The 17,002-nt window shown below is 39.6% G+C and carries 14 protein-coding genes; 11 read left to right on the top strand and 3 right to left on the bottom strand.

Going from position 1 to position 17,002, the window contains the following annotated elements; genetic code table 11:
- Positions 1-18 precede the first annotated feature (18 nt).
- From M1F03_RS12325 to M1F03_RS12315, 3 genes are read right to left on the bottom strand one after another with little or no spacing between them, the layout of a single operon-like run.
- On the bottom strand, positions 19-2,397 hold the full coding sequence (locus tag M1F03_RS12325; RefSeq protein WP_251464433.1) for a fimbria/pilus outer membrane usher protein: 2,379 nt from the start codon (positions 2,395-2,397) through the stop codon (positions 19-21).
- On the bottom strand, positions 2,369-3,085 hold the full coding sequence (locus tag M1F03_RS12320) for a molecular chaperone (RefSeq protein ID WP_249999012.1): 717 nt from the start codon (positions 3,083-3,085) through the stop codon (positions 2,369-2,371). Before M1F03_RS12320 ends, M1F03_RS12325 begins: the two co-directional genes overlap by 29 nt.
- Before the next feature lie 31 nt (positions 3,086-3,116).
- Positions 3,117-3,641, bottom strand: coding sequence for a spore coat U domain-containing protein (locus tag M1F03_RS12315; RefSeq protein WP_154623039.1), 525 nt, complete (start codon positions 3,639-3,641; stop codon positions 3,117-3,119).
- 1,932 nt (positions 3,642-5,573) lie between these two features.
- Between M1F03_RS12315 and flhD the strand changes: the two genes are divergently transcribed.
- From flhD to cheY, 11 genes are all read left to right on the top strand, one after another.
- Complete coding sequence (gene flhD / locus M1F03_RS12310) at positions 5,574-5,921, top strand: flagellar transcriptional regulator FlhD (RefSeq protein ID WP_154622961.1); 348 nt, start codon at positions 5,574-5,576, stop codon at positions 5,919-5,921.
- Positions 5,921-6,508 (top strand): flagellar transcriptional regulator FlhC, encoded by a 588-nt coding sequence (flhC, locus tag M1F03_RS12305; protein ID WP_154622986.1) that lies wholly within the window; start codon positions 5,921-5,923, stop codon positions 6,506-6,508. Before flhD ends, flhC begins: the two co-directional genes overlap by 1 nt.
- Before the next feature lie 97 nt (positions 6,509-6,605).
- On the top strand, positions 6,606-7,493 hold the full coding sequence (gene motA, locus M1F03_RS12300; RefSeq protein WP_163862359.1) for a flagellar motor stator protein MotA: 888 nt from the start codon (positions 6,606-6,608) through the stop codon (positions 7,491-7,493).
- A gap of 7 nt (positions 7,494-7,500) precedes the next feature.
- On the top strand, positions 7,501-8,460 hold the full coding sequence (motB, locus tag M1F03_RS12295; protein ID WP_154622962.1) for a flagellar motor protein MotB: 960 nt from the start codon (positions 7,501-7,503) through the stop codon (positions 8,458-8,460).
- Between the two features lie 67 nt (positions 8,461-8,527).
- The gene (gene cheA, locus M1F03_RS12290) at positions 8,528-10,618 is read left to right on the top strand and encodes a chemotaxis protein CheA (protein ID WP_251464431.1); all 2,091 of its coding nucleotides are present in this window, start codon (positions 8,528-8,530) and stop codon (positions 10,616-10,618) included.
- Between the two features lie 22 nt (positions 10,619-10,640).
- Complete coding sequence (gene cheW, locus M1F03_RS12285) at positions 10,641-11,138, top strand: chemotaxis protein CheW (protein WP_154622964.1); 498 nt, start codon at positions 10,641-10,643, stop codon at positions 11,136-11,138.
- Between the two features lie 93 nt (positions 11,139-11,231).
- The gene (locus tag M1F03_RS12280) at positions 11,232-12,917 is read left to right on the top strand and encodes a methyl-accepting chemotaxis protein (protein WP_251464429.1); all 1,686 of its coding nucleotides are present in this window, start codon (positions 11,232-11,234) and stop codon (positions 12,915-12,917) included.
- 112 nt (positions 12,918-13,029) lie between these two features.
- Entirely contained in the window at positions 13,030-14,595 is a 1,566-nt protein-coding gene (locus M1F03_RS12275; protein WP_249999006.1) for a methyl-accepting chemotaxis protein, read from the top strand.
- 69 nt (positions 14,596-14,664) lie between these two features.
- Entirely contained in the window at positions 14,665-15,501 is an 837-nt protein-coding gene (locus tag M1F03_RS12270) for a CheR family methyltransferase (protein ID WP_154622967.1), read from the top strand.
- Positions 15,501-16,568, top strand: coding sequence for a protein-glutamate methylesterase/protein-glutamine glutaminase (locus tag M1F03_RS12265; RefSeq protein WP_154622968.1), 1,068 nt, complete (start codon positions 15,501-15,503; stop codon positions 16,566-16,568). The genes M1F03_RS12270 and M1F03_RS12265 overlap by 1 nt, the downstream gene beginning before the upstream one ends.
- 40 nt (positions 16,569-16,608) lie before the next feature.
- On the top strand, positions 16,609-17,001 hold the full coding sequence (cheY, locus tag M1F03_RS12260; RefSeq protein ID WP_154622969.1) for a chemotaxis response regulator CheY: 393 nt from the start codon (positions 16,609-16,611) through the stop codon (positions 16,999-17,001).
- Position 17,002 lies beyond the last annotated feature (1 nt).

Here is a 17,002-nt window from a genome sequence, read left to right as displayed (position 1 = left end):
GAGTAAGTATTAGGATACTTACTCTGAATGGCAGCGTAATGGCCCAATTTGAGGAATAAGTTCCTCCGTTTTGGGATAGTGGAAAGTGAGGCTACATTGCTCTTTACCGTAATTAATGAAAAGCGTATTGCTTTCTTGTAATGTATCGAAATAAGCCATTCCATCGTATCCAATTGTGATTAGATTTTCTTTTTGATCATTTAATTGAACTAGGCTACCTGCGGGCAACAGTCTTCCTTCAGCATCTGAAAGAATAACGAGTGCGGAATGTGTTTTTAATAGTTCAAATGTTGCGAAAACACCGGAATGGTATTTAGGTATGACTTGTATACTCGATTGCTTGACCTGTATATTGGCTGGAAGGTCTGTGGAATCTAAAGCTAGAATATTTTTTTGATAACTATTGAGTGACGGTATTAACAGTAACCCGTCATCATCAGTAATACCAACAATAGAGTTTTCTAATTTAATTGGAATATGGCTGATACCGTTAGTTGAAACGATAGCGAAACTGTTCATGATGGATTTTGAAATAAATAAACCATTACCGATAGTTGCTATAGCGCCACTCGCGCCAAGATATTGTGAATTCATTTGGTTTATTTTATTCATACCCGCGCTGACATCTATTTTATCGGTAAGATAACGAATATCTATTTGATGATGGCTTTCATCACCTTGTTTACTTGCGGTTATATCCCAACCTAATCCACCTTCGTTAGTGATCGATTTATTGGTATTAATTTGATGCAGGAATCCATCTTTATTGTGTTGGCTAGTCATGCGGATACTCTTGTTATTTTCAAATAGCAGAGTCGCGGCAAGATAAAAAAGGCTTTCTTTATCATCATTGAGTTTTTTATTCATGCTGGCGCTAAGATATAGATTATCACCGAGGGATTTATACCAACTCACTCCTAAATAACGAATGGCATGATCATGCTGAGGACGAAAACCTAAATAGGATAGATTAATATTGCCAAGGGTTTCAAAGTGATAACCTATAGTGGTATTACCGTTAAATGCATAGGGTGGGGATGAATAGGTTGCGGCAATATCTTGATATTTAGAGGTGGTAGTGGTGGCGGATGCCCCGAAATTAAAGTGATTATTTGACCAATAGTAACTTGCATAATAAAGCCAGCCTTGGCTATTTAAATCAGAGCTTACGGCAACAGCCGTTGAGATTGTGCCGCCTCCCATTTTTGGGATCCAATCACCTTCAATACCTAAATTGATTAAATCAGTTGTTAATTCAGAATGGGCACTTGCAGTGAAGTGATTATTCATACCATAACGCAATGTGGTACTTGCAATCGGTGAATTGGCATAGTCAAAAGATCGGAGGGCATAATTTTCGCGTACGACACCAAATTCAGTGGACCAATCAAAAATGCCTTCACGTAGTAATGTTTGGTCATTATAGAATGAAATGTTTTGCACGTTTGCTCTACCTAGAGAGTCAGTTAGGATGATTTGTGCATTTCCCTCTCCATTAACGCTCGGCAAACTGTTCAAGGTAAAATGACCTATAGGAACTTCACCGCTATAGCGTTTGATACCATCAATATATAACTCAACATTTGAAGGAAGTGTGGCGGATCCATAAAAAGCGATTAACGGGGCGGTTGGAATATAAGGCTGCAAAGAAAAGTCAGTCGCTATTTGTAGCCCTGCTATCCGAGTTGCTCGTGACCAAGTTAGTGAACGAGTTATGGTATCGCCGATATTTAAAAATAGTTTTTTATCTTCAAAAGAAGAACGCCAAGTTGTGTCTAAACGAATAAAAGGTTGGCTGAACTCGCTGTGCCCAAACGTGTTTTGGGTTTGTTGTGTCGTACTAAATAAGCCTTGTTGATTAAATAATCTCAATTCTGAAAAGCTACTTAATGCAGTGGTTTTATTTTTTACAACACGTAAATCATAGTTGAGTAAAGCACCAGAGGAGGATTTTGCCTGCACTTGTTCCGATGGGATAAGTTCGATTGTTGTCGAGCCGAGTTCTAATAATGAAAGAGGAGAATGAATTGCAACGGCTTGTTGGTTGGGATCATAGTGGTAGCTAAGGCCGGTTAATTCATCCAAGCAAATAGTCTTAGCATGCGTTTTTATTGCTTTGAAACGCAGTTGTTTCAGTGTTTCTGTCGTGGTACACAGCCGATCATTATCGTAGCCAAAACGAGCAATACCAAAATGAGTTTGGTTAATTGTGACTTCAAGATACAGTTCGGTACCTGATAATGGCGTTGTGTCATTGAACACATATTCAACTGTCGTAGAGGTGATATCGGATTGAGCGATAACAAATAGGGGATAAAACATCACGTATAGCAGTGAGATATCTGCTAAGTAATGATGATGAAAGCGATTAGAGGGGGTAGGATTGTCGCTCACCATTGATCATAACTTTTATTTGGTTGTTGGGGGCGGAGCATAGGTCAGTCAGTTTAATATTCCATTGCATAGTGGATTGCGGTAAGACGTATCCTAATAAACCTGAATTAATTACCGTCGTTTTACCTCTGCAATTTATCAAACGAATATCTGACAGCTGGGCATGCGTATTGCCTCTGTTATGTACAACTAGATAGCTTTGGGATTGGAATTTTTTTATTTGCCATTCTAATAACGTGCTGGGAGGAGGCATGTTTAAAGGTTGAATAAAAATAGGCAATGAATAATGTAAAACAAGTCGTAAATGACTGCTGTTTTTCTGAGGTAATGGAATTTCATTAATTGAGAGTCGATATGCTTGTTCTTGGCTCCCTAGTAGGTTGTTGTTACGAATAACCCTGATAAGCTGTTGTTCATTGGGGAGAAGCTTTATCATTGGTGGACTAATAATGATATCTCGAGTTGGTGTTAATTGGTTACCTAAATTCTTTTGTTGCCAGATAAATGTTCTCACCTGAACTTGTATAAGGTCTTTTCCATTATTACTTAACCAAATTCCGGCTGCTTTTTGTTGCGCGGTGAATGTCAATGTCACGGGTGTGACTTGCAACCCACTCGCACTTATCTGGTTGGAAAAACTGATAGTAGCGAGTAGGTTGATGAACAGTAGAATAAGGGGGCATTTAATCAATTTGCTCTTCCTTATACTGAAACAGTCACGTTTAGTAATTAACGTTGACCGTAACTACATCAGAATAGGTATCCGGTGTAAAATTGGCATTCGTCACCACGGCATAAACGGTGAAAGTTTGCGTTTCTCCATTACCTGTTCCAGACACCCCATTTCCTTCATCAAATAATGTTGTTGTATTTCCCCAATTAGTGCCAGTTGCAGAGGTTTGCTTTAATTGATAGGGGATCCTATCTGTATTGCCTGTTGGATTGGTGAGTGGTGCTAAATAGCCACTACCTTCGTCAGTACCTTTATTTGCAAGAGAGGGAGCGAGTCCAATATTAAATGGTGTGTTTTTTGAGCAAGTGACACTGAGTATATTACTTGAAGATAAATTGGTGGTATTTGAAGTGACTGATCCTAAGTTGATATTTGAGCCAACACTGATCTGACAAGTACTGGTGACTGTCATGAGTACTTGAAAGGACGTTGTTGCTAAGTTAGCACCATAAAATGGCGATGATACAAAAGCTAACCCAATAAGAAATTGTGTTTTCTTCACTGTCAATAGCATAGAAAACCTCGCATAGCCGTCTCTGGCATAGATATATATTAATCATGGATTTTTCTGTTTTAACAACTCAGATGTGTTAATTGTTTAATCATAATTGGAGTAAAGGCAATATTATTATCCATTATTTTTTGTATTTTAATCTTTGATCATCCTGAGGCTCTAGATAACGTATTAATAATGTTTACATTTTTATTGTTTAAAAAACGAACACCGCTTGAGCGGCGTTGTGATTTTAAGCAGTAAAAAATGAAAACTAAATCAGTTGTTTGAATTTTGGTTTGCAAATAAAGCTGATTATTAGGGGATTTTCTTGTTTATGTTTGTCTATGTTTTTATTTGGTTTTTTTATATTTTTAATCGATTAAATAGCAAGCGTTTCGTAAAGTAGATAGCTTTCCATGGCAGTTAGCGTAACTCAGCAGCAGAATATTTTGTTAATGCTTTGGGGCATGACAAGGTGAATTTGCGTCACGAGTTTTCATCAAAATGAGCGAATTAATTAGAAAATTTTCAGAAACTCCAAAATGGATTGTGATGTCATTCACATTTTCATCATCACTTTTTATGTCTAAAAAGCTAGCAATTTAGTCTTAAAATCAAAATTTACGCTTCAAATGAAAATTTGAAATGAAAAGAGAGAGTTGATGGTTAGGTCGAATGGTGACTAAGAAATTTTACTTATGTTGCCTTTGAGGAAATGAGTGGATTGTTAAAATAAAAATATATAGTAACATATATTGATAATCTCTTTTGGTTACTATTTGGTGTCCACTATGAAGGCAAATTTTATCTCTATTAAAAAAAAGCGTTAATCGGATAATCCTTGAAAATTTATGATTTTTCACAAACAGTGAAATAACAATTGAAACAAAAAATTAATAAAAAATGTATTTTTAACATGCGAATAATTTGTCTTTTTAGCTTTAATGACAGTAGCTTTGGAAATGTAGGTTGATCATTTCATTAAAAAAAACAGCCTAGAATAATTTACTCGTAAAAAGGGAATTTATTATGTAATGAATAAAAGTGTAATACTTTAAATAATTAACTTAACCGAAATAAATATTAGTCGGCTGAATTTACATATATAGAAATTCAGTTTTATATGAAAAATGAGCCACTCTTTTATGAGTAAAAATCACCCTAAAAAGTAAGGGTGAATAATAATCAATAGCATCTTATTCATAAATTTTACTTATCAAATATTAAGTGGAATTAATAATGCATCATTTAATATTCTGTATTTAAAATAGCCACTCTATGTTGAGAAATTTTGAATGAATAATATTGGGTTTATCGAACTAATTGAAATTTAATAGATAAAGTGAAATTTGTTGTAGCTGTTATTTTGACCTACCACGAAGTTGGTCTGGACTTTCTTAATAACTTTGTTTGATATGGATCAATATCCTGTTTTGTATGTTGTGATTGGTTATTTGCGTTGTTTATTCAATAAATAGGAGTGAAAAAATCAACTAAAATCCTATCATTTGGTTTAAGTTGATCTTATGTGTCGCGGTTATTTGAGATATGGAAGAGTAAGATAAAGATATAATGAAGAAATCTTTATGAATCGATGGATTGTTACCCTAAAGGAATAAAAAGAAACATAAGCATCTTGAATAGTTAATCCAGTGGTGCATAATAAATACCGACTGAAATTGATATCGGTAAATTCCGACATTTATTCAAATTTTAGCTTTGCCATTATTGTCTGTAGGTATTCAGGAAATAGATTTAATTTAAGTTTTAATTTTTGAGTATTTTATACCCCTTACTAGGTATTCGCTTAATGAATCACATGAAAAGGCAATGGAGACTGTCACCTAGTATATTTTTCTAATTATTAAAAATTAGGTTATAGAAACACATTTAAACTTCATGTTTGTCCTATTTGAACGTAGATGTAGGTAATATTTAAAAGGAAAAAAAATGACCTCAACAACTGATTTTCTGAAGCATATATACGATATTAATCTTTCATATCTACTGCTTGCTCAAAAACTTATCTCCCAGGAAAAGGCCTCTGCTATGTTCCGGCTTGGTATTTCTGAATCAATGGCGAATACATTAGCAGATCTTTCTCTCCCTCAATTGGTCAAATTAGCAGAGACAAACCAGCTTATCTGTCAATTTAGATTTGAAAACAGTGGCACAATAGAGAAATTAACTCGTGACTCAAGGGTAGATGAATTACAACAAATTCATACAGGTATATTACTTTCAACTCACTTGTTGCAAACGCACAAGGCAAATGACAATGAAACAGCGAGAAAATGATGAGTAGCATTACTGAAAAAAGTATTGTTAAAGAAGCTAGCGATATTCGCCTTGCGATGGAACTGATTTCTTTAGGTGCTCGTCTCCAAATGCTAGAAAGTGAGACTCAAATTAGCCGCGGGAGGTTAATTCGTTTATATAAAGAGTTAAGAGGGTGCCCACCACCCAAGGGAATGTTACCGTTCTCAACAGATTGGTTTATGACATGGGAACAGAATATCCATTCATCCATGTTTTATAACGCCTATCAGTTTTTAATCAATACAGGGCGTTGCAAAGGTGTGGATGCCATTGTAAAGGCTTATCGTTTGTACTTGGAACAATGCGCACCACAATCAGAAGAACCATTATTAGCTTTAACACGCGCGTGGACACTTGTTCGTTTTGTTGAAAGCGGCATGCTGCAAAGCTCTGTATGTAGCTGTTGCCATGGCTCTTTTATTACTTATGCACATATACCCGAAAATAGTTTTACTTGCAGTTTATGCCAACCGCCATCAAGGGCAATAAAAAAACGTAAACTTTCCGAACATCTCGCCGATATAACGGTATATCGACAGGATGGCATTACTAAAGCGGTAATGTGATTGGATTGATTTGGTCAACAGGTCGTTAAGATTACCTGACTTTCCTTATATTCCCTTTAACTGCCATCTGTTACATAACTGAGTTGAAGGGAATATTGTGTTAATACTCATCGGATATATCATTGTTACAGGTACAGTTATCGGCGGCTATTTGATGCTCGGTGGGCATTTAGGAGCGCTTTATCAACCTGCGGAATTCGTTATTATTTTAGGTGCTGGCTTCGGTGCATTCGTTGTTGGTAACAGTGGTAAATCGATTATCGCCTTATGCAAAGTGTTACCACGCTTATTTCGCCGTTCTTCCTACAACAAAGCAATGTCGATGGATTTGATGGCATTGTTGTTTCAGTTATTAAATAAGTCACGCCAAGAAGGCTTGCTCGCACTTGAAAAAGATATTGAAAATCCTCAAGAAAGCGAAATTTTCTCTCAGTATCCCCGCGTTTTAAAAGATCAAACTACGCTGATGTTCGTGGTGGATTATTTGCGCCTAATGGTGACGAGTAATCTTCAAAGTCATGAAATAGAAGCTCTGATGGATGAAGAGTTAGAAACTTTTCGCCAAGAAAGTGAAGTCCCCGCTTCTGGGCTGAATATGGTCGGTGATTCGATGCCAGCATTCGGTATCGTTGCGGCAGTATTAGGTGTGGTGAATGCATTAGGTTCAGCGGATCGACCCGCTGGTGAACTGGGGGCATTAATTGCGCATGCCATGGTTGGTACTTTTTTAGGTATTTTAGTGGCTTATGGATTTATTTTACCGCTTGCCGCACTTATTCGTTTACGTACGAGTGAGCAACTCAAAATGATGGAATGCATCAAAGTGACATTCCTATCTGCATTGCAAGGGTATGCACCACAAATCGCTGTCGAATTTGGACGTAAGGTTTTATACAGCACGGATCGTCCTTCTTTTATTGAGTTAGAAGAGAGGGTTCGTGAAGTGAAAGTGGGTAATCGTTCACAAGTTCAGAACGAGGAGTGAGCAGCCGATGAGAGCAAATAACGCCCATATTATTCGTGTTAAAAAGCGTGTTTCAAGCCATCAAGGTGGACATGGTGGCTCTTGGAAAATCGCCTATGCGGATTTTATGACGGCGATGATGGCATTTTTTTTAGTTATGTGGCTGATTTCTATATCAAGTCCACAAGAGCTAACTCAGATAGCGGAATATTTTCGTACCCCATTAAAAACAGCGATTAATCCGGGTGCGAAAAGTGGTGATGCGACAAATCCAATACCAGGAGGGGGCAAGGACATCATATTTCGTGATGGAGATGTTTTGCCTGAACCGAATAATGAGATTCAAGGTCATGCTAATTTTCAGTTTGAAAAACTAAAGCGTTCGCTTGAGCAAGCCATCCTCAAAGACCCTCGATTAAATGAACTCAAGCCTCACTTGTTGATCGATATGATTGATGAGGGGTTGCGTATTCAAATTGTTGATAGCGCAAATCGTCCTATGTTTATGGTCGGTTCGGCACATGTCGAGTCTTATATGCGTGATATTTTGCGCGCGCTTGCTCCGTTACTTAATGACGTTCCTAATAAGATCAGCATCTCAGGCCATACGGATGATCTGCCGTATGCCAATGGCGCAAACTATAACAATTGGGAACTTTCCGCGGATAGGGCAAATGCCTCACGCCGTGAATTGATCGCTGGCGGACTCACCCAAGATAAGATTTTACGGGTTGTTGGTATGGCTTCCAGTATTCATCTCGATAAAAGCAACGGATTAGCGCCGATCAATCGCCGTATTAGCATCATTGTATTAAATGAAAGTGAAACGGAGCAGATCTTACATGAATACGATGGCGCAACAACCTTGAGTGAAGTGTTACATAAATCTTCATCAAGGCCTGAGCCTTCCTCAATTGGAAATGCAGAAAATGCAACCAATGAGGACGCTCATTCATCATCAATATCAACACCAACACCTTCAAACTGATTGAGTTGTATCGCCATTTATCGGCCTACAACATGAAGTGAAACCTAAGCTAAATTGGATAAGAACCATGGATATTACTGAGTTTTATCAAACGTTTTTCGATGAAGCTGATGAGTTACTTAGGGATATGGAACAACATTTGCTTGAGCTCGATCCTGTCGACCCAGATAGCGAACAGTTAAATGCAATCTTCCGTAGTGCTCATTCAATAAAAGGTGGAGCTGCGACCTTTGGTTTCACACAGTTGCAAAACACCACGCATACATTAGAAAACCTGCTCGATAAGGCACGTCATGATGAACTGACATTAACACCTGATATCATTGATATTTTTCTTGATGCAAAGGATGTGATGGCCGCACAACTTGAAGCTTATAAAAATGATTCATTACCGGATGAAGAATCATTTAAGCATATTTGTGAAGTACTTGGACGTGTAGAGCAGAAAGCCGAAGAAGTGGTTGTTGAAGAAACCAGCATCGCATTACCCTTGAACCAATCAACCTCTGTTCAAGTTGCTGAAGACACGATAAAAAGTGAATACGAGCATTATTTTATCATCACGCTTAATCAATTGAAAAAGAATGAGGTAGAGCTATTAGCGGAGGAGTTAGCGCTATTTGGCACCCTGTATAACACACAAAAAACAGCAGATAGTTTAACGGCTTGGGTTGGAACCAATACAGCAATTGAAGATATTTGTGGCGTGTTATGTTTTGTTGTTGATGAGTCACAGATCAGTCATCAATTAACCAATGCACAAACCTGTTTAGCTTACCTACTCGCAGACAGTAATAATGAGGTTGATTCAGCAAATGTTGCTTCAGAAGCGGTTGATTCTGCAAAAGAGGTTGAACAGGACCTTAACAAGGAAGCGCCTTCAACCGCGGCAGTCAAGCCTAAAGCAAATGCAGACTCTCGCAAAGCTGTCTCTTCAAAAACAAAAGCCGATTCTAGTAGTATTCGTGTCGCCGTGGAAAAGGTTGATCAGCTTATTAATTTAGTGGGTGAGTTAGTGATTATTCAGTCCATGCTGACTCAACACAGTCAGCAGCTCGACCACAATGAATATGGTGATTTACTGAGTTCGATAGTGCAATTGGAACGTAACTCTCGTGCATTGCAAGAGTCCGTTATGTCGATTCGTATGATGCCGATGGATTACGTTTTTAGCCGTTTTCCTCGAATGGTGCGTGATATTGCCACTAAGCTCAATAAAAAAATTGAGTTAAAAGTCGAAGGTAGTGCGACAGAGCTCGATAAAAGTTTAATTGAACGTATTGTTGATCCCCTTAATCACCTCGTTCGTAACAGCCTTGACCATGGTATTGAAAAGCCTGATGTTCGGGTTGCTAATGGCAAGCCTGAAACCGGTACATTAACACTCTCGGCATCACATCAAAGTGGCAATATTTGTATTGAAGTTCGGGATGATGGCGCAGGTCTCAATCGTGAACGTATTCTTGCAAAGGCTCGCTCTCAAGGCATGAGTGTTCATGATGGCATGAGCAATGAAGAGATTGCCATGCTGATTATGGCACCGGGCTTTTCAACCGCAGAAGTTGTCACCGATGTTTCTGGGCGTGGTGTCGGTATGGATGTTGTAAAACGCAATATTCAAGACATGGGCGGACGCATTCAGATTGGTTTCACCGAAGGAAAAGGCACCATCATTCGTATCTTACTGCCGCTTACTTTAGCCATCTTAGATGGTATGTCAGTGAAAGTTGCAGAGGATGTATTTATCGTTCCACTAAGTGCCATTATCAGTACGTTACAACCACGCCAAGAAGATATTTATCGCCTTGCGGGCGAAGAAAAAATGTTATTGGTCCGCGGCGAATACCTTCCCTTAGTTGAATTACATCAAGTGTTTAGTATCACTGGCGCTGAGCGCGACTTGGCCAATAGTATCGTGCTGATCATTCAACATGCCGGACATCGTTTTGCATTATTGGTTGATAAGTTGGTGGGGCAGCAGCAAGTCGTTGTTAAAAATATTGAAAGTAATTACCGCAAAATTCCGGGAATTTCTGCCGCTACCATTATGGGAGATGGCTCTGTCGCACTGATTTTAGATGTGGCTGAGTTACAACAGATGAATAACAGCATCTTGCTGAAAAAGAAGCAGCAAATTGCACAACCCGTTCTGCACTAAATAGAGATAGAGGCTAAACACTATGTCAATGTTGGATGATGATTTAAATAAGCTTGATGAAGAAAAAAATGGGGAAGGTTATCTCATTTTTACGTTAGGCGAAGAAGAATACGGCATCGAAATATTAAAAGTACAAGAAATTAGAGGATATGAGCAAGTTACTCGTATTGCTAATACACCTGATTTCATTAAAGGGGTTACCAATTTAAGGGGAGTGATTATCCCTATTATTGATTTACGCATTAAATTTTCCCATCAAAACGTCACCTATAACGACAACACGGTGGTGATTGTTGTGAATTTAAAAGACAGGGTTGTTGGCATTGTTGTTGATGGTGTATCCGACGTATTAGTGCTGAATGAAGAGCAAATTGCTGCTCCGCCAGATTTTGCCGTCACATTATCAACGAAATATCTGACAGGGCTTGGTACTGTGGGAGAGCGTATGTTGATTCTTGTGGATATTGAAAAACTGTTAACCAGTGACGAAATGGCGCTGATTGACAGCATGGCTGAGTAACCCTCAGCCATAAATATTCTCGTTTCAACGGCTAAAGTTTTTAGCCTTACGACCGATACCAAAAATACAACAACATTATGTTAGTAAAACGTCATGCACAGCCGAATTAAAATCGTATCAGGACTTTTGTCCGTCATTGTTGTCTTTATTCTGTTGCAGTTAATATCCAGCAGTTTGATGTTTAATAAACTGGGCGATAACAGTGACAGTATTAATTATTTGAATTCGCTCCAACGCCAAAGACAAGTATTAACCGAAAGTTGGGTTAATCTTTTACAAGCTCGCGCTAATCTTAATCGCTCAGTCAATGCCTATTTATTGGAAGGGCGTGCCTATCAGGATGATGCTTCCGCTGACGACCTGATTAAGGCAGCAAATCGTAATTTTAAAGCCGCGGATGCTGCCTATCAGCGTTATAACAAGCTGATGTCAGAAACAAATTATGATAAGGCTAAATTTGAAAAGCTCTTTTCAACTTATGAAACTTACCGTAATGCGTTAATTAAATTAGGGGAATACGCTCAAAAAGGTCAATTAGAGCAATTCTATGCACATCGTACGTCAGAACATCAAATTAAATTTGAAGAACAATTTAATGCTTATTTTGCTGACATTTCAGCGGATTTCCAAAGTGAAGTTAAACGTGCCGATGCTAATTATCGCGAATCCTTATATTTAATTATCTTTTTATCAGTTGTATTAGCACTTATTGGCTTCTTGAGTTACCGCTATGTACGTAAGGGAATTATTGAACCTTTAGGGCATTTAATTCAACGAATCAAAATTTTTGCTGCGGGTGATTTAACACCAATCGTTGATACCAAGGCGACCAATGAAATTGGTGAATTGGCTCGGGGTGTCGAACATATGCAACAAGAACTGATTAATACGGTTCGTGGGGTTCGTGATGGTAGTGAGACTATTTATCAAGGAACCAGTGAGATAGCCGCAGGTAACAATGATCTTTCTTCTCGTACTCAGCAACAAGTTGCGTGTTTAGAAGAAACTGCCGCGAGTATGAGTGAGCTGACCGCGACAGTAAAACAAAATACGGAGTACGCGCATCAAGCTAGCGAGTATGCAAGTCAAGCTTCAGCGATTGCTAAAGAAGGCGGGAAAGTGGTGTCCAATGTGGTAAATACCATGCTGAATATCGCTGAAAGTTCTCAAAAGATCTCAGATATCACTGCTGTTATCGATAGCATTGCCTTCCAAACCAATATATTAGCATTGAATGCGGCGGTTGAAGCGGCACGTGCTGGTGAACATGGGCGTGGATTTGCGGTGGTGGCCGATGAGGTTCGTAACCTCGCGCAGCGCAGTGCAAATGCCGCAAAAGAGATCAAAGCATTGATTGAAGACTCTGTATCAAGAACCGATACAGGCGCGCGTCAAGCTGGTGATGCGGGTGAAACAATGACAAAAATTGTTGAGTCCGTTACTCGTGTCACTGACATTATGTCCCATATTGCATTGGCATCGGATGAGCAGAGCAAGGGAATTTCACAGGTCAGTATTGCCGTTGCTGAAATGGATAAGGTGACTCAGCAAAATGCTTCACTCGTTGAACAATCTGCGGTTGCGGCAAATGTTTTGGAAGAACAAGTTGCTAAGCTTGCTCAACTGATATCGATTTTCCGTTTGCCTGCCATGAAGCAAACAGAGCGCCAAGTGACAGAGCCTGCGGCAAGAACAATTTCAAATGTCGTGAAGACGCCAGATTTGAAAAAAATAGCATCGAAGAATCATCAAGATGATGACAATTGGGAAACTTTCTAAAGACTCAGCTCAGCTTAGCGCTGCCAAGTTTTACGCTTGGCAGCGTTTCTGTACATCACTGAAATAGTGATTGTTACATAGAAATCTTAGCTGGCGTATGTGGGGATAAAATATGTTTGGTAAGAGTATAAGGATTTCAGTCAGTTTATATCTACTGCTTATTATGTTTTGTGGGATGCAGATAGTATCTAGCGCCCTTTCATTGGGAATAGTGTCTAGCGAACTCTCTTCTTTAGAACGTATCGATCTCGGTTCGAAAAAACGTGATTTACTCGAAACCACCTATGAAGATCTTATGCAAGCCCGTAGTACTCTGACCCAAATCGTGGTGCACATGAAAGTGGATTCTGACACGAAGAGCATTGAGCAGGCGAAAGGTGTTTTTGATCAATTTCTACAAAAAGCGGCTGACGACTATGAAAAATTTAAAGCTCAGCCGCTATTGAATGAGCATGAAAATCTCGCGGCAATCGAAGAGAGTTACCAAGCTTTTGTGGCAATTTTAAAAGAATTAAGAGCGTTGATTGAGAGTAATGACATTCCTGGCTATGTCGCATTGCCTGCACAGCAGCATCAAGATCAGATGGCTGAAATTATCGACCAATACCTTGAGTTACTGAATAACGACAGCAAAAACTCACTAGATTCTGCGAATTTCTATAATCAAGTGGCCTGGTTTATGTTCTTTGCTGTGACCTTCATTATTTTAGCCGTTTCTGGTTTAGCGCATTTTTGGATGAAGCGTAAAGTCATTTATCCACTCATGAGCATGAGTGAACACTTTATGAAACTCGCGCAAGGCAAACTGAATCAAGATATTCGCGTCACAACCCGAGATGAAATTGGTGAAGTATTTGAACAACTTAAACTGATGCAAGAGTCACTTGCGACTTCAGTTATTAATTTACGCATCAACACTGACCAAATGTATACCGGTATTCGTGAGATTGCGTTGGGCAATAACAATTTATCCTCTCGCACGGAGCAACAAGCTGCATCATTAGAAGAGACAGCAGCGAGCATGGAAGAATTAACTGCGACAGTAAAACAAAATGCGGACAACGCACGTCAAGCAAGTGAACTCGCGATCTCAGCATCAAAAACGGCAACTAAAGGCGGTGATATTACTGTCGATGTTATTGAAACAATGACAGAAATTTCACACAGCTCACAAAAAATCAGTGCCATTATTAGTGTGATTGATGGCATTGCCTTCCAAACCAATATTCTCGCTTTAAATGCCGCAGTAGAAGCCGCTAGAGCTGGCGAACAGGGACGTGGGTTTTCGGTTGTTGCAGGTGAAGTTCGTGCATTGGCTCAGCGTAGTGCTGAAGCGGCGAAAGAGATTAAAACATTGATTGATGAATCCGTCGGACGAGTCAACCAAGGATCTCAATTAGTTAACGAAGCGGGACAAACCATGAATGAGTTGGTGGCGGCAGTGAATCAGGTCACTGAATTGATGGGGAATATCGCGTCTGCTTCTAATGAACAGAGCCGAGGTATTGAACAGGTTGCAACAGCAGTGAGCCAAATGGATTTAGTGACGCAACAAAACGCCGCATTGGTTGAGCAATCGACCAGTGCAACAGCGGCCTTGGAAGACCAAGCCAATAACTTAGTTGATACCGTTGCATTCTTTGAAGTATCGGAAAATAAAGTCGCACACATTCGTTAATTCATTGCTAGGCATTAAGCAGCCGTTTATCGGCTGCTTCTGGGTTTTTATTAAATAGGACAAAGTACGATGCTTTTTGCGCCACAGATAGAACCATTGACCGATGAAGAGTTCGGTCGGGTTTGCCGATTTATTCATAAAAAATCAGGCATCGTTCTTACCATGAATAAAAAAAACATGGTGTATAACCGGTTATTAAAAAGGTTACGAGACTGTAATGTCAGTAATTTCGCTGAATATCTCCATATGTTAGAGCGAGAGCCGTTACATCCTGAATGGCAAGCATTTGTGAATGCATTGACGACAAACTTAACCGCTTTTTTCCGTGAACCTCATCATTTTGTCACTTTGGCCGATTTTGTTCGTTCTCGTAAAAATAGCAACATCAATATTTGGTGTGCGGCTTCTTCAACAGGGGAAGAACCTTATTCTATTGCGATGACACTAAGCGATGTGCTGGGTGCTCAAGCCTCTAATGCCAAAATCATCGCAAGTGATATTGATACAGAGGTATTAGATAAGGCGAAACAAGGTGTGTATCGCATTGAAGAACTCAAATCACTCAGTGCATTACAGCGGCAACGCTATTTCATGAAAGGGGTGGGAGATTTTGAAGGCTACGCACGTGTTAAACAGACATTAAGGCAGATGATTGAATTTCGGTATTTAAATCTTAGCGATAACGATTGGCAGCTGCAACATCGCTTTGATGCAATTTTTTGTCGTAACGTCATGATCTACTTCGATAAAGAGATGCAAATCAAACTATTAGAGCGGTTTGCGCCATTACTCAAACCAGACGGTTTGTTATTTATCGGCCATTCAGAAAATTTATCACAATTATCACAACGATTTGTAATTAAAGGACAAACAGTCTACAGCTTACAATCGGCGAGGAGGGGGTGATGAACAAAATTAAAGTGCTTTGTGTTGATGACTCAGCATTAATGCGTCAAATCATGCGTGAAATCATTAATAGTCACTCCGACATGATGGTTGTTGATACGGCACCGGATCCCTATGTGGCGCGTGATTTAATCAAACAACATCAACCTGATGTCTTAACGCTTGATGTTGAGATGCCACGGATGGACGGCATTGATTTTTTAGAGAAATTGATGAGGTTACACCCATTACCTGTTGTTATGGTTTCTACGCTTACATCCAAAGGCTCTGAAGTCACACTGAAAGCATTAGAGCTTGGTGCGGTTGATTTTGTCACTAAGCCACAAATTGGTATCCGTGAAACCATGATGAGCTACCGTGATGTGATCGGCGAAAAAATCCGTGCCGCGGCCATGTCAAAAATTACTCAGCGAAATCGTTTTGCGCGTCCAGAAAAGGGGGTTGCTGAGCCAACAAAAATGGTTAAGCCACTGTCACCCTATGTTTGTCATAGCAGAGTGATTGCTGTAGGGGCATCAACTGGCGGGACAGAAGCTATTCGCCAATTTTTAGAAATGCTCCCTCGTGAATGTCCTCCGGTGGTGATTACACAGCATATGCCTGCCGGTTTTACGCGTTCATTTGCTGAAAGGTTAAATAAATTGTGTTCGTTGACCGTGAAAGAGGCCGAACACAATGAACCACTACAGAAAGGCCATGCTTATATTGCCCCCGGTGATTCACATATGTTGGTAGTCGATAACGGCCGTGGTTATCACATCCGTTTACAGCAAACTGAACCTGTAAACCGCCATCGCCCTTCTGTGGATGTGTTATTTGACTCCGTGGCGAAATGTGTTGGTCGTAAGTGTGTGGGTATTTTATTAACCGGAATGGGCATGGATGGGGCAAAAGGCATGCTGAACTTGCGTCAACAAGGCGCGGTCACCTACGCACAAAACGAAAGCAGTTGCGTGGTATTTGGCATGCCGCGAGCAGCTATCGAACTCAATGCTGTCGACGAAATTCAAGATATTGCCAAAATTGCGCCGAGTGTTTTGGCTCGACTTTCATCTGTGTCCGCATAACGGTTGCAGAATTTACAATTGTATTTTTGAAGGAGTGGTTATGGCCGCTAAAGATCTGAGTTTTTTGGTAGTAGATGATTTTTCCACGATGCGACGTATTGTTCGTAACTTATTAAAAGAACTTGGCTTTAATAAAATTGAAGAAGCGGAAGATGGCATTGATGCCTTAGAAAAAATCCGTGCCGGACATATTGATTTTGTGGTTGCGGATTGGAATATGCCTAACATGGATGGCTTAGAGTTATTGAAAACTATTCGTGGCGATGAAGCGTTGAAACATATTCCTGTTTTGATGGTGACTGCTGAAGCGAAGAAAGAAAATATCATCGCAGCAGCCCAAGCGGGTGCGAGTGGCTATGTTGTGAAGCCATTTACCGCGGCGATATTAGAAGAAAAATTGAACAAAGTATTTGAAAAGATGGGATTGCAATAAA

Origin of the sequence: Providencia sp. PROV080, from assembly GCF_033688105.1 — a bacterium.
Lineage (GTDB): Bacteria > Pseudomonadota > Gammaproteobacteria > Enterobacterales > Enterobacteriaceae > Providencia > Providencia zhejiangensis.
Note: the sequence above shows the minus strand (reverse complement) of the source record. Positions and strands in the feature narration are given on the sequence as shown.

Coding starts and splice junctions, on each gene's coding strand:
- M1F03_RS12325 (WP_251464433.1), bottom strand. CDS start 2,397: ATGGTGAGCGACAATCCTACCCCCTCTAATCGCTTTCATCATCATTAC.
- M1F03_RS12315 (WP_154623039.1), bottom strand. CDS start 3,641: ATGCTATTGACAGTGAAGAAAACACAATTTCTTATTGGGTTAGCTTTT.
- flhD (WP_154622961.1), top strand. CDS start 5,574: ATGACCTCAACAACTGATTTTCTGAAGCATATATACGATATTAATCTT.
- flhC (WP_154622986.1), top strand. CDS start 5,921: ATGAGTAGCATTACTGAAAAAAGTATTGTTAAAGAAGCTAGCGATATT.
- motB (WP_154622962.1), top strand. CDS start 7,501: ATGAGAGCAAATAACGCCCATATTATTCGTGTTAAAAAGCGTGTTTCA.
- cheA (WP_251464431.1), top strand. CDS start 8,528: ATGGATATTACTGAGTTTTATCAAACGTTTTTCGATGAAGCTGATGAG.
- cheW (WP_154622964.1), top strand. CDS start 10,641: ATGTCAATGTTGGATGATGATTTAAATAAGCTTGATGAAGAAAAAAAT.
- M1F03_RS12280 (WP_251464429.1), top strand. CDS start 11,232: ATGCACAGCCGAATTAAAATCGTATCAGGACTTTTGTCCGTCATTGTT.
- M1F03_RS12275 (WP_249999006.1), top strand. CDS start 13,030: ATGTTTGGTAAGAGTATAAGGATTTCAGTCAGTTTATATCTACTGCTT.
- M1F03_RS12270 (WP_154622967.1), top strand. CDS start 14,665: ATGCTTTTTGCGCCACAGATAGAACCATTGACCGATGAAGAGTTCGGT.
- M1F03_RS12265 (WP_154622968.1), top strand. CDS start 15,501: ATGAACAAAATTAAAGTGCTTTGTGTTGATGACTCAGCATTAATGCGT.
- cheY (WP_154622969.1), top strand. CDS start 16,609: ATGGCCGCTAAAGATCTGAGTTTTTTGGTAGTAGATGATTTTTCCACG.